Raw genomic sequence first — 13754 nt, forward strand, 5'->3', positions numbered from 1 at the left:
AACTTGGCAAATCATTATCAAAACTACTTATTTAGATGAAAAAACTGTTTTTTCTGGCAATCTTAGCCATTATTTTCTCTTGTAAAGAAGAAAACAAATCAACTACCAATTTTACTACTGGAACAAAAGAAATAACTGTTGAAGAAATTTGGAATGGCACTTTTTCTGCCGAAAGAATGAATGCTCTAAATTCTATGAATGGCGACTTTTATTCCCTTTTAAATTCTGATAAAGACGCAAAATCTACTTCAGTAGACAAATACAGTTATCTAACTTTAGAAAAAGTTGCAACTATTGTAGACAGTAAAGATGTTAGTGGTTTAGATCGATTTTCTTCGTATGAATTTAACAATGATGAAACTAAATTAATTTTAGGTTCAAAATTTAAGAAAGTATACAGACGCTCTTTTACAGGAACTTATTATGCTTTTGATATTGCTTCAAAAAAAGTAACTTTAATTGGAGAAAACATACAACAACCAACTTTTTCTCCAGACAGTAAAAAAGTAGCGTACACAAAAGACAACAACATATTTGTTAAAAATTTAGCTTCTGGAAAAGTTTCTCAAATTACTTTAGACGGAAAAACCAACTCTATAATAAACGGAACAACAGATTGGGTTTACGAAGAAGAATTTGGTTTTGTTAGAGCTTTTGAATGGAACAAAACAAGTGAATACATTGCCTTTTTACGTTTTGATGAAACTGACGTTCCTACTTTCTCAATGGATATGTATGGTAAAAGTTTGTATCCAAATCAGCAAGTATTTAAATATCCAAAAGCGGGTGAAAAAAACGCAAATGTTAGCTTACACTTACACAACTTAAATGTTGGTTCTACTAAAAAATTGAATGTTGGTAAGTATGAGTACATTCCAAGAATTCAGTGGACAAATGATGCAAATACGTTATCAGCAACAACTTTAAATCGTCATCAAAATGATTTAAAATTATACTTTGTAAATGCTAAAAACGGCTCATCTAAAATTGTTCTAAATGAAAAAGATGATGCATATGTAGACATACAAGACAACTTAACTTTCTTAGATGACAACAGTTTTATCTGGACAAGTGAAAAGGACGGATTTAATCATATTTATCATTATACTTCAAATGGGAAGTTGAAAAATCAAGTTACTAAAGGAGATTGGGAAGTAACCAATTATTACGGTTTCAACAAAGACTTAAATACTATTTACTATCAATCTGTAGAAAGCGGTTCAATTAATAGAAACGTTTACAGCATTAAATTAGATGGTTCTGATAAGAAAGTAATTAGTAGAGATTACGGAACAAATTCGGCTTCTTTCAGCAAGAACATGAATTACTTTATCAATACATTTTCTGATGCAAAAACACCGCAAGTGTATTCATTATACAAAGCTGATGGAACTCGTGTAAAGATTATTAAAGACAATGCTGATTTAAAAAAGAGTATTGCTGAATATAAAATGAGTCCGAAAGAATTTTCTACCATAAACATTAACGGAAACGATTTAAATATGTGGATGGTTAAACCTGCTGATTTTGATGAGAACAAGAAATATCCAATGTTAATGTTTCAATATTCTGGACCAGGATCTCAACAAGTTAAAAATAGTTGGAATGCAAGTAACGATTATTGGCATAATATGCTAGCTCAAAAAGGCTACATTATTGTTTGTGTTGATGGACGCGGAACGGGTTTAAAAGGGCGTGACTTTAAAAAAGTAACACAAAAAGAATTAGGTAAATATGAAGTTGAAGACCAAATTGCTGCTGCTAAAAAATTAGCAAAACGCAACTATATAGACTCAGATAATATTGGTATTTGGGGTTGGTCTTACGGGGGTTTCATGAGTAGTAATTGTTTATTAAAAGGAAACGATATTTTCTCTATGGCAATTGCTGTTGCACCTGTTACTTCTTGGCGTTTTTACGATTCGGTTTATACAGAACGATACATGCAAACTCCGCAAGAAAATGCAAGTGGTTACGATGATAACTCTCCAATAAATCATGTTGAAAAACTAAAAGGAGATTATTTATTAGTACACGGTTCTGGAGATGATAATGTACATGTACAAAACTCAATGCAAATGGTAAATGCACTTGTAGATGCTAACAAACCATTCGACTTTTTTATCTACCCAGATAAAGCACACGGAATTTACAAAGGAAGTAACACAAGACTTCATTTATACAACAAAATGACTTCATTTATTGAAGAGCATTTAGGTAAAAAAAAGAACGAAACAACTAAAGAAATAAAAGGATAAACTTATGTCAGACACTACTATTAAAACTTCAGAAGAACAACAAATGTTCGGTCATCCAAAAGGGTTATTTTATTTGTTTTTTGCGGAATTATGGGAACGTTTTAGTTTCTATGGAATGAGAGCGTTATTAACGCTTTACATGGTACAAGAAATTTTTAAGGCTATTTCTGAACGCGACACTGCAACAGCAGTAGTTTATGCTTCTTATGGGTCTTTAGTATATGCATCTACCGTAATTGGAGGTCAAATTTCTGATAAGATATTAGGAATGCGTAGCTCAATTTTTTTAGGCGGAATTTTAATGGCAATTGGTCATTTTGTACTTGCAATTGAACATGATATTGCTTTTTTCTTAGCTTTAGCTTTAATTGTAGTTGGTAATGGTTTCTTTAAACCCAACATATCAACCTTTGTAGGTGCTTTATATGAAGAAGGAGATGTAAGAAAAGATTCTGGTTTTACTATTTTCTATATGGGAATTAACATTGGTGGTTTTGCTGCTCCTCTTTTATGTGGATGGTTGGCTGCTACTTATGGATGGCATTATGGTTTTGGCTTAGCCGGAATTGGAATGTTAGCTGGTTTAATTTTCTTTTGGAGCGGGATTTCTAAAAATGTTTTTGGAGATAAAGGTTTACCTCCAAGTCAAGAAATATATGAAAAGAGAATTTTAGGAATTCCTCAGAAAACTTTAATTCCAATTATTGCAGTATTATTTGTTCCTGTAATTGCCTATTTACTTTCTTCTTGGCAACAAAATTATGTAAGTGGTATTTTTAAATTTATTGGTTTTGCGGTATTAGCATATTTAGTTTACATAATGTATAGCTTAGATGTTGTTGCAAGAAAAAAATTAATAATGGCGGTGTTAATTACCTTCTTCATGACCTTGTTTTGGGGATTCCATGAATTATCTGGAAGTGTAATTACTTTATTTGCCTCAAGAAATGTTGCTTTAGATGGAATTATGACTGCGAGTCAAACTAACGCATTAAATTCAATGTTTATTATCATTTTGGCAATTCCTATTTCTTTACTTTGGGGATATTTATCTAAAAACAAATTAAACCCAAGAACGCCATATAAATTTGGTTTAGGATTACTTTTAGCCGGTGCAAGTTTTTATATTTTATCAATAAGTGGAGCTAGTGCAGATGAAAACGGAATGGTACCTTTTGCTTACTTATTTATTATGTACTTTATTATCTCTATTGGAGAGTTATTTATGTCTCCAGTTGGATTATCAAAAATAACAGATTTATCTCCTAAAAACATTGTAGCATTTATGATGGGAGTTTGGTTTTTATCTTCTGCTTTTGCATTTCAAATTGTAGGATTCATTTCTGAAGAATTAGCCATAGAAAATGTACCAGGACAAGTTATTAACCCATTAGAATCTTTAAGTGTTTACACAGAAGGTTTTCATCTAATAGCATTATATGCTCTTGGAGCTGGAGCAATCGTATTAGTTTTTTCTCCTTTAATGAAAAAATTAATGGGTAACGTACACTAAAAACAAGTATTAATCAATATATATATTTATGAACACAGATATAGAAAATCTATTTAAAGACAAAGTAATTGGGCATCCTGCTGGATTATTTGTACTATTTTTTACTGAAATGTGGGAACGTTTTTCATTCTATGGAATGCGTATCCTTTTAGTATTATTTTTAACTGCTCCTTTAATTGGAGACAATCCTGGTTGGGAATGGCCAAGAGAACATGCTTTAGCTTTAATTGGAACATATGCATCACTTTTATATTTAACACCAATTATTGGTGGTTGGGTTGCAGATAAAATTACTGGTTATAAATGGGCTGTAGTTATAGGTTGTTTTATTATGATGTTAGGTCATGCTTCAATGGTTTTTGAAACACAATTCACATTATACTTAGGTTTAGCACTTTTAGTTATCGGTACTGGTTTCTTTAAACCTAACGTAACTTCTATGATTTCTGAAATGTACAAAGGAAAAGAATCTAAAAAAGATGGAGCTTATACTATTTTTTATATGGGAGTTAACGCTGGTGCATTCTTTGGAATGATGCTTTGTGGTTATTTAGCAGAAAATATTGGTTGGTCTTGGGGATTTGGTCTTGCAGGAATCTTTATGTTTTTAGGAATGTTACAATTCTGGTTAGCTAAAGATTTATTTGGAAGTATTGGTGAAAAACCATCTAAGATTCATGAAGTAGAACTTTCTCAAAACATAAATGAAGTAAGCCCTACTGAAGATAACAAATCAGAAGAAAAGCTTAATCCTTTTACAAGTTTAGACAAAATATTAATTGTTCTTTCTGCTTTAGGTGGAGTTTTATATTTATTCAACGATCCAATGTCTAAAATTGGAAACGTAAATATGTTAAACTTTAAAGTTGGAGGCATGGACGGTTCTAATGTAACTATACTTACAGCTTTAGTTTTGTTTTTATACTTAATTACTTCAAGAATTTCGAGATATACTAAAATAGTAAGAGATAAAATTATTGCTGTTTCTGTATTTGGAGTATTTACAGTTTTCTTTTTTGCAGCATTTGAGCAATCTTTAGGATCAATGACAATTTTTGCAAGAGATTATACAGGTAGAGCATTATCTGGGTCTTCTGCTATGATTTTTAAAATTATAGATTTAATCTTAACTGTAGGGCCTTTAGCAATTATTACTTGGGTTTTATATTTATTATTCAAAAAAACGTATTCTAAAATTCCATATTCTAACATTGTATTAGCCTTAGCTTTTGTATCGCTTTGGGGAATTGTAATTTGGAAAATAAACAGAGAATTTAGTACTGATACAACAGAAGTTGGAGCTTCTTGGTTTGGTATTTTAAATTCGTTCTTTATTATTACTCTTGCTCCTTTATTTTCTAGATGGTGGGAAAGTAAATACAATCCAAGCGCAGCAATGAAATACGGTTTAGGTCTAATCCTTTTAGGCTTAGGATTTGGAGTATTAGTAATGGGAACAATGGGAATTGAACAAGGAGCAAAAACAGCTTCTGTTAGTATGTTCTTTTTAATATTTGCTTACTTATTTCATACAATGGGAGAACTTTGTATATCTCCAGTTGGATTATCTTATTTAAGTAAACTGGTTCCAGGAAGAATGATTGGTTTTATGTTTGGTATTTGGTATTTAGCAATTGCCATTGGACAAAAAGCAGCAGGAACAATGGGAGGAATGATTGATAAGATTACTGAAGAACACTCTTTAAGTACTTTCTTTTTAATTTTTACAGTTGTACCAATTGCTGTAGGGTTAATTTCAATAGTATTAAATCCACTTTTAAAGAAGTTAATGCACGGAGTTAAATAGTAATTCTTAAAATATTTATAAAAATAAAAAGCACCGAATTCGGTGCTTTTTATTTTTGTAAATTTGGCACATAATTTGCGACATAAATAACATGAAAAAATATATTCTTACAGCACTTATTACTTTAAGTACAATTGCAATACAAGCACAAGAAATTAATTGGGTAACGTTAAATGAAGCTTTAGCGCTTCAAAAAGAAAACCCTAAAAAGATAATTATGGATGTTTACACAAATTGGTGTGGACCTTGTATTTTATTAGACAAAAACACTTTTCATAACCCTGATCTTGTTGAATACGTAAATAAAAATTATTACGCTGTAAAGTTTAATGCGGAAGGAACACAAGATATTACCTACAAAGGAAATACTTTTGGAAACCCTAATTACGATCCTAAAAAAGCTAATAAGAATAATAGTCCGCATGAATTTAGTAATTACATGGACATTGAAGCATTCCCTACAATTGTTTTTTTTGATGAAAACGGAGATTACATAACACCTTTAAAAGGATATTACAATGCACAACAATTAGAATTATATTTAAAAATGTTTAACGAAGACAAGCATAAAGAAATAAACACCCAAGAAAAATTTAATGAATATTTTGAAGCTTTTAAACCAAGTTTTAAGAGCTAAGTCATGAAAAAGTTACTATTTACATTTTTTATTGGATTACTGATTTCTACAAATAGTTTTTCACAAGAAAAATTAACTTGGCATACCAATATTGATGAAGCTTTAGAGTTAGCCACTAAAGAAAACAAGAAAGTCCTATTATTTTTTACGGGTTCAGATTGGTGTGGTTGGTGTAGAAAATTACAAAGTGATGTTTTGAAAACTCCAGATTTTCAAAAATGGTCTTCAAATTTTATTCTAGTAGAATTAGACTTTCCTAGAAGAACAGCACAAGACATAAAAATTAAAACTCAAAACAGAAAACTACAAAGAGCATTTAATGTAAGAGGGTTTCCTACAATACATTTTGTAAGTGCTGAAAAACTCCCAAACGGTAAAACTAATTTAAAGAATCTTGGTAAAACAGGTTATGTTCGTGGAGGAGTTAAAAACTGGATAAAGACGGCAAATAACATTGTTAACAAAACAATTTAGCTCTTTTAATTCTTTATTATATAAGCGCCATTTTTTCCTGTAGGATAAAATGGCGTTTTTGTATTGGTACAAATTACTTGCCAACTTTTTATATAGCTTTTATAATTACTTCCATCCGCTATTATTTCTTTCGGATTTAAAGTAACAATTAACCTTTCTAAATTAATTTTTGGAGAATTCTGTAATATTACAATCGGATTTTTAAGTGAATTTACTTTATAAATACCCAAACTATCAATAACAATTATGTGTTGGTTTTTAAACTGAAATATTGACGGGTTTCTGGTTTCATATTTTAAATTAATAGCTTCACCTACTTTATAGGAAGTCAACATTTTATCTTCCTTAATTATTGTAGCATTAAGGTTATGAAATACATGTAAGGTATCTCCTACTCTTTCACCTAAAACAGATTTCTTGTTCTTATGAAAAACTATAAACTCATGTTTTTTCTTTTTCTGAAAATCGCCATAAAAGACAAAAGACTGAACAATGACAATAGAAATCAACCAAAAAACGAGCTTTTTTGGTCTTTTTTCAATCAAAAATAAAAATCCGAAAATAATAACAAAGTACCATGCTAACATTAAAATACCTGACATTGAGATCTCACTAAACAGAAAGCTTTCTTGTTTAGAAATCCAACTTACAAAAGTATTCATCAAAGAAATTACAAAACCGTAACTATCTGCTACAAATTCCGGTAAAACTTCAAATAAGGATAACATTATTACGATTATTCCACCAATTAAAATGGTTCCCAAAAAAGGAATAATAACTAAATTAGAAAGTAAAAACAGCCCAGGAAATTGATGAAAATAATACAAACTAATTGGTAAAACACCCATTTGTGCAGCAATAGAAACCGTGAATAATTGCCAACCTTTATCTAACACAACTACTTTAGGTTGCCATAAACCATACAACCTAGGTTGTACCCAAATTATTCCAAAAACGGCTAAATAACTTAACTGAAACCCAACATCAAATAAAAATAGTGGCTTTATTAGTAACAGCAAAAACATTGATGCAATTAAAGAGTGCTCAACAATCCGTTTTCGCTTAAAAGATTGTCCAATTGCTACAAACGTAAACATTGTTACCGCTCTAACTACAGATGCAGATAAACCTGCTATAAAAGCAAACATCCATAATAAAGTAATTATTAAAATCGTTTTAGAAAATCTACCAATCTTTGATGTATCTAACCTTTTAAATAACCAATTTAAAATCAACAGAACAATACCAACGTGTAACCCAGAAACTGCTAAAATATGTATTGCACCTGCTCTAGAATAATCATTAATTAGTTCTTTTGAAATATCTTGTCTTTGCCCTAACAACAATGCATTTATTACAGCATATTCTTCATCTTTAAAGTTATATTTTTTTAATGATTTCTGAATTTCAAATCTCACTTTTGAGGCCAATCCATAAAGAGAAAAGCTTCGTTTATCAATAATTTTAAATTGATGGTTATTAACAAAAACCTGATGATAAATTCCTTGTCTGGCTAAATATTCTTTATAATTAAATTGATGCGGATTTAAGGATGGAATTAAGGCTGTAAAACTAGGTTTCAAAAAGAGTTTATCATCAACATTTAATGTTTTTCGCAAACAATCTTTCGGAATATTTAATAGCACTTTACCAACTGTTTTCTCTTCATTTATTTGAGAGACTTCAGCTTCGTATTTATAATAATAATTGCCCGGTTTTAAAATTTTATCAATTGTTAAAATTGCAGTTACATTTTCTTCCAGATGAATGTTATAATAATTTTCACTATTTCTTTTATCAGAATTATAAACTATTAAAACACCTATAAACACAAAGAAAACCCAAGAAGAAAATGTAAATATTTTTTTCCTTTTTAGTTGAGAAAACAGCAATAAAATCAACATAAAAAAGATGGTTAGAAAACCTAAATTTTGCGCACCAAATTGCCAACCATTAGTATAATACTGAATAGAAATTCCAATTATTAGACATAGTAAAAAGTGAAAAGGCAGATATTTCAGCAACTTTTCCATAGCGGACTAAAGTTACTAAAATTTTTAATATCAACAAATTACAAAACTCGTTTTGCTCTTACAAATGCGTTCTTCCAATAATTTTCTGAAAGAGAAGAAATTTTAACGCCCTTAGAAGTGGTTGCATGTATAAATTTAATTTCTCCATCAACAGAAGTAATTAAACCAACATGATTTATTCCTCTACTCGATTTTGAAGTACTAAAAAACAACAAATCGCCTCTTTGTGCTTCATTTAAAGAAATTTTAAACCCTTCTTTTGCCATTACATAAGAAACTCTTGGAATAGCAACTCCACGCTGTTTAAAAGAAGTATAAATTAAACCCGAACAATCCATTCCTTTTTTAGTGGTTCCTCCATATTTATAAGGTGTTCCTTTGTAAGTTACAGCAGTCCAAACTATTTTATCGGCTACAGAAATTTCAGTTTTTTTGGTTGTTGAGGAAACTACTTTTTTAGAAGAGGAACAAGAAACTAAAAAGAAAGTTAATAGGATATAAAGTAGTATTTTTCTCATGCTTTTATTTTAATCCTTCTACAATTAATGTTGCTGTTTTTTCTGAAGCTCCTTTTCCGCCAAGTATTTTTTCTAATTCGTAATAATTTTCAAACAATTGTTCTCTTGTATTTGGCTCTAAAATTTTAATTAATTCTTGTTCTAAATTTTTAGAAGTGAAATCATTCTGAATTAACTCCTTCACCACTTCTTTATCCATGATTAAATTAACTAAAGAAATATATTTTAAAGTAACAATTCTCTTTGCAATTTGATACGAAATTGCGCTTCCTTTATAACAAACTACTTGTGGCACTTTAAACAATGCCGCTTCTAATGTTGCTGTACCAGAAGCTACTAACGCAGCAGAAGAAATACTTAATAAATCGTATGTTTTATTGTTAATAAACTGTACATTTTTGCTGTTAATAAACTCATTGTAAAATTCAAAAGATTGGCTTGGAGCACCAGCAATAACAAACTGGTAATTGTTAAATTTTTCTACAAGAGAAAGCATAACAGAAAGCATTTTAGTAATTTCTTGCTTTCTACTTCCAGGTAATAATGCAATTATTGGTTTTTCTCCTAAATTATGTTCTCTTCTAAAAACAAACTCATCAACTTGTGGTCTTCCTGCAATTCCGTCAATTAAAGGATGTCCAACGAATTCAACATTATAATCATACTTTTTATAAAATTCTTTTTCAAAAGGAAGAATCACAAACATTTTATCGATATCTCTTTTAATATCTTTAACTCTACCTGCTCTACTTGCCCAAATTTGTGGAGAAATGTAATAATTTGTTGCAAAACCTTTTTGTTTTGCCCACTTTGCAATTCTTAGATTAAACCCAGAATTATCAATAAAAATAATAACATCTGGCTTAAATTCTTCAATATCTTTTTTACAAAAAGACATGAAGCCAAGAATTTTTCTAAGGTTCATTAACACTTCAACAAAACCCATAAAAGCACGCTCTTTGTAATGTTTCACCAAAGTTCCGCCTACTTTTTGCATTAAATCTCCACCCCAAAATCTAATATCTGCATGTGCATCTTTTTTATACAGCGCCTTCATTAAATTAGAACCGTGCAAATCGCCAGAAGCTTCACCAACAAGTATGTAGTATTTCATCAGAAGAAAAAAGTATTAAATAAACTTTAAAATTAATGTAAATAATGCTGTTATTATTGTTGTTAGTAATACTCCACGCGCTCTATAGTCTTGTTTCTTTTTAATAAAAATTAAAAAAACAAACAAATTCGGTATAGATGCCAAAGCAATTACTGGACCTAAAACATCGCCTTGCTGAATCATTTTAATAGTTTCATAAAATCCAAATCTAGAAACATATTGCACGTAAATATACAAACCACAACAAGTAGCAAAAACAGAAATTAAAACGCCAATTAAGACTTCTTTGGTTATAGTTCCCATTGATTTAATTTTTGAATTGCATGATGCGCAGTCATATCAAACTGAACAGGTACCACTGAAATATAACCGTTTTCTAATGCCCAAATATCTGTATCCTGACCCTTATCTCTGTTTACAAACTCGCCAGAAAGCCAGTAATATTCTTTTCCAAAAGGACTTTTACGCTTGTCAAAATCTTCTTTCCAATACCCATTTGCTTGTCTACAAATTTTAACTCCTTTTATATCTTCTTTCTTTAACTTCGGAATATTTACATTTAAAACTGTTGCATCTGGCAAACCATTTAACAACACATTTAAGGTGATTTTTTTGATAAATTCTTCAGCTTGCTTAAAATCTGCGTGATAATTAAAGTCTAATAATGAAAAACCAATTGCAGGAATTCCTTCAATACCTGCTTCTACAGCAGCACTCATAGTTCCCGAATAAATTACATTTATTGAAGAATTAGCTCCATGATTTATTCCAGACACACAAATATCTGGAACTCTGTTTAAGATTTCATGCTTTGCCATTTTCACACAATCTGCTGGCGTACCAGAGCAATTGTATTCAATTTGAGGGCCATCATCTATTGTTATAGGATTACAATGCAAAACGTTATCAACTGTAATTGCGTGTCCCATTCCGCTTTGCGGACTATCTGGCGCAACAACAACAACTTCTCCAATAGTATTCATTATTCTTATTAATGCACGAATACCAGGAGCTGTTATTCCATCATCATTAGTAACTAAAATTAAAGGCTTTTCTTGCATTATTAATGGGTTTTAGGATAACAAATGTAACAGATTTATATGAATATATTTTTAACGTTTTGTAAAGATTTAATCATTAAGTTTTTCTGTAATCTTGTATGTATTAAAATAATATACTTTTTGGCATTATTTTAGTAGTTTAGCTACCAAGATTTTGTAAACATTAAAAATAAACACCGACTGAAGATTTATGAAGACGAAATTAACAACAATATACATCCTTCTATTAACTGTTTTTGCATCTAGTTTTACTACTAATGCTAACACAAATAAGGATCCTGATAAAGATAAAGTTATAATTTATGTGTTAAAAAACATTTTAACGCGTGGTCATTATGTCCAAAAAGAACTAAATGATGACTTCTCTGTACATGTATATAATTCTTTTATTGATGGACTAGATCCAAGCAAACGTTATTTTACTCAAGATGATTTAAAAGAGTTTTCTCAATTCAAATACGAAATAGACAATCAATTGTTAGACAATAAAATAGATTTCTATAAATTGGTTTATGATCGTTTTTTAGAAAAAATGAAATCAGCTAAAACCTATTATGGGGTTTTATTAACTCAACCTTTTGATTATAGCAAAAAGGAAAGTATCGATATTGATTATGATAAAATACCTTTTGCGAAAAATGAAAATGAATTGGTTGATTATTGGAGAAAACAGTTAAAACTACAAGTATTAGGTAATATTGAAAACCTTGAAAACTTACAAGAAGAAAATATCAAAAAAGACCCAAAAACTGTACAAAAAAGTTTTGAAGATTTTGAACACGAAGCTCGTACAAAAGTGTTGAAAAACATGGACGATTTATATTTAAGAATAGAAGAGCTTGAACATTCAGATTGGTATTCAACATTTCTAAATAGTGTAGTTTCTGGTTTTGGACCACATACAACTTACATGTCGCCAAGATCTAAATCTCGTTTTGATCAAGACATGTCTGGTAAATTAGAAGGTATTGGAGCAAGACTTCAAAAGAAAGGAATTTATACACACATTTTTGAACTAGTTTCTGGCGGTCCTGCTTGGAAACAAGGAGAATTAGAAGCAGGAGATATTATTTTAAAAGTTGCGCAAGGAGATGAAGAGCCTTTAGATATTGTTGGTATGCGTTTAGACGATGCAATTAAATTTATTAAAGGACCTAAAGGAACGGAAGTACGTTTAACTGTAAAGAAAAAAATAGACGGTTCAACCAAAATTATCTCAATAACAAGAGATGTTGTTGAATTAGAGGAAACATTTGTTAAGTCGAGTATTGTTGAAAAGAATGGAAAAAAATATGGAATTATAAATCTTCCAAAATTTTATATTGATTTTAGTGATACTAATGGTAGAGATTCTGCAAAAGACATGGAACAAGAAATTGCTCGTTTACAAAGTGAAGGTGTAGAAGGATTAATTGTAGATTTAAGAAACAATGGTGGTGGTTCTCTTAAAACTGCCATAGAAATTGGTGGTTTATTTATTGATGAAGGACCAATTGTACAAGTAAAATATCGTGATGAAGCACCTATAATTAAAAAAGACACAGACCCAAAAATACAGTGGAATGGACCTTTAGTTGTAATGGTAAATGAGTTTTCGGCTTCAGCATCAGAAATCTTTGCCGCTGCTATGCAAGATTATAAAAGAGGTGTTATTTTAGGAGGAAAACAAACCTACGGAAAAGGTACTGTTCAAAATATTTTACCAATAAACCGTTTTGCACAAAACTATCCGGATGATTTGGGTGCAATTAAAATGACAATCCAAAAATTCTATAGAATTAATGGTGGTTCTACACAAATTGAAGGTGTATATTCTGACATTGCAATGCCAGATAGATATAGTTATATGGAAGTTGGTGAAAGAGATTTAGAAGGCGCTTTACCTTGGGATAAGGTTCCGCAAGCAAAATACACACAAACTAACTCGTATGAGAATTTTAATGATGTTTTATACAATAGTAAAAACAGAATTAATAGCGACTCTAAATTTAAAATGATAAATGAATATGCTAAATGGTTAAAAGCAAATCAAGACCACACAACATATTCTTTAAACTATAAAGACTTTCTTGCTGAAAGTAAAAAACAAGATAAAAGTGGAGATCAATTTAAAGATGTTTTTAAATTTGATTCGAATCTTAGATTTTTATCACCAAAATACGAATTTGATTTATTCAAAAAAGACAGCGTTTTAGAAGACAAACGAATGGCTTGGCATAAAAACTTATCGAAAGATATTTATGTAAACGAAGCTTTAAATGTACTTAGCGAATTAAAGATGAATAGAAATCTAGAACCATTTAAAAACTAAAATAGCAAGCTATTTTCAACAAAAAAAC

General features: G+C 30.1%; 11 protein-coding genes. 6 read left to right on the top strand and 5 right to left on the bottom strand.

Going from position 1 to position 13754, the window contains the following annotated elements:
* Positions 1-35 precede the first annotated feature (35 nt).
* From L1S33_RS00825 to L1S33_RS00845, 5 genes are all read left to right on the top strand, one after another.
* Positions 36-2258, top strand: coding sequence for a S9 family peptidase (locus L1S33_RS00825; protein ID WP_240560822.1), 2223 nt, complete (start codon positions 36-38; stop codon positions 2256-2258).
* A 4-nt stretch (positions 2259-2262) separates the two neighbouring features.
* Complete coding sequence (locus L1S33_RS00830; protein WP_240560823.1) at positions 2263-3771, top strand: peptide MFS transporter; 1509 nt, start codon at positions 2263-2265, stop codon at positions 3769-3771.
* Between the two features lie 28 nt (positions 3772-3799).
* The gene (locus L1S33_RS00835) at positions 3800-5578 is read left to right on the top strand and encodes a peptide MFS transporter (protein ID WP_240560824.1); all 1779 of its coding nucleotides are present in this window, start codon (positions 3800-3802) and stop codon (positions 5576-5578) included.
* A gap of 91 nt (positions 5579-5669) precedes the next feature.
* The gene (locus tag L1S33_RS00840) at positions 5670-6215 is read left to right on the top strand and encodes a thioredoxin family protein (RefSeq protein WP_240560826.1); all 546 of its coding nucleotides are present in this window, start codon (positions 5670-5672) and stop codon (positions 6213-6215) included.
* Positions 6216-6218: 3 nt separating this feature from the next.
* Entirely contained in the window at positions 6219-6689 is a 471-nt protein-coding gene (locus tag L1S33_RS00845; protein ID WP_240551422.1) for a thioredoxin family protein, read from the top strand.
* A gap of 5 nt (positions 6690-6694) precedes the next feature.
* Here the strand turns inward: L1S33_RS00845 and L1S33_RS00850 are convergent, their stop codons facing one another.
* From L1S33_RS00850 to surE, 5 genes are read right to left on the bottom strand one after another with little or no spacing between them, the layout of a single operon-like run.
* On the bottom strand, positions 6695-8722 hold the full coding sequence (locus L1S33_RS00850) for a ComEC/Rec2 family competence protein (RefSeq protein WP_240560828.1): 2028 nt from the start codon (positions 8720-8722) through the stop codon (positions 6695-6697).
* A gap of 38 nt (positions 8723-8760) precedes the next feature.
* Complete coding sequence (locus tag L1S33_RS00855; RefSeq protein WP_240560829.1) at positions 8761-9240, bottom strand: C40 family peptidase; 480 nt, start codon at positions 9238-9240, stop codon at positions 8761-8763.
* A 4-nt stretch (positions 9241-9244) separates the two neighbouring features.
* A complete protein-coding gene (gene lpxB / locus L1S33_RS00860; protein WP_240560830.1) occupies positions 9245-10354 on the bottom strand; it encodes a lipid-A-disaccharide synthase in 1110 nt (369 codons plus the stop codon).
* A gap of 15 nt (positions 10355-10369) precedes the next feature.
* On the bottom strand, positions 10370-10657 hold the full coding sequence (locus L1S33_RS00865; RefSeq protein ID WP_240560831.1) for a hypothetical protein: 288 nt from the start codon (positions 10655-10657) through the stop codon (positions 10370-10372).
* Entirely contained in the window at positions 10645-11415 is a 771-nt protein-coding gene (gene surE / locus L1S33_RS00870; protein ID WP_240551417.1) for a 5'/3'-nucleotidase SurE, read from the bottom strand. Before surE ends, L1S33_RS00865 begins: the two co-directional genes overlap by 13 nt.
* A 190-nt stretch (positions 11416-11605) precedes the next feature.
* Between surE and L1S33_RS00875 the strand changes: the two genes are divergently transcribed.
* Complete coding sequence (locus L1S33_RS00875; protein ID WP_240560833.1) at positions 11606-13726, top strand: carboxy terminal-processing peptidase; 2121 nt, start codon at positions 11606-11608, stop codon at positions 13724-13726.
* The last annotated feature ends 28 nt before the right edge of the window (positions 13727-13754 follow it).

It is taken from the genome of Tenacibaculum aquimarinum (assembly GCF_022478115.1).
GTDB classification, from domain to species: Bacteria; Bacteroidota; Bacteroidia; order Flavobacteriales; family Flavobacteriaceae; genus Polaribacter; species Polaribacter aquimarinum_A.

Bases quoted from the DNA above. Each gene is read 5' to 3' on its own strand.
- L1S33_RS00835 (WP_240560824.1), top strand. From the start codon at position 3,800: ATGAACACAGATATAGAAAATCTATTTAAAGACAAAGTAATTGGGCAT.
- L1S33_RS00830 (WP_240560823.1), top strand. From the start codon at position 2,263: ATGTCAGACACTACTATTAAAACTTCAGAAGAACAACAAATGTTCGGT.
- L1S33_RS00855 (WP_240560829.1), bottom strand. From the start codon at position 9,240: ATGAGAAAAATACTACTTTATATCCTATTAACTTTCTTTTTAGTTTCT.
- L1S33_RS00845 (WP_240551422.1), top strand. From the start codon at position 6,219: ATGAAAAAGTTACTATTTACATTTTTTATTGGATTACTGATTTCTACA.
- lpxB (WP_240560830.1), bottom strand. From the start codon at position 10,354: ATGAAATACTACATACTTGTTGGTGAAGCTTCTGGCGATTTGCACGGT.
- surE (WP_240551417.1), bottom strand. From the start codon at position 11,415: ATGCAAGAAAAGCCTTTAATTTTAGTTACTAATGATGATGGAATAACA.
- L1S33_RS00825 (WP_240560822.1), top strand. From the start codon at position 36: ATGAAAAAACTGTTTTTTCTGGCAATCTTAGCCATTATTTTCTCTTGT.
- L1S33_RS00840 (WP_240560826.1), top strand. From the start codon at position 5,670: ATGAAAAAATATATTCTTACAGCACTTATTACTTTAAGTACAATTGCA.
- L1S33_RS00850 (WP_240560828.1), bottom strand. From the start codon at position 8,722: ATGGAAAAGTTGCTGAAATATCTGCCTTTTCACTTTTTACTATGTCTA.
- L1S33_RS00865 (WP_240560831.1), bottom strand. From the start codon at position 10,657: ATGGGAACTATAACCAAAGAAGTCTTAATTGGCGTTTTAATTTCTGTT.
- L1S33_RS00875 (WP_240560833.1), top strand. From the start codon at position 11,606: ATGAAGACGAAATTAACAACAATATACATCCTTCTATTAACTGTTTTT.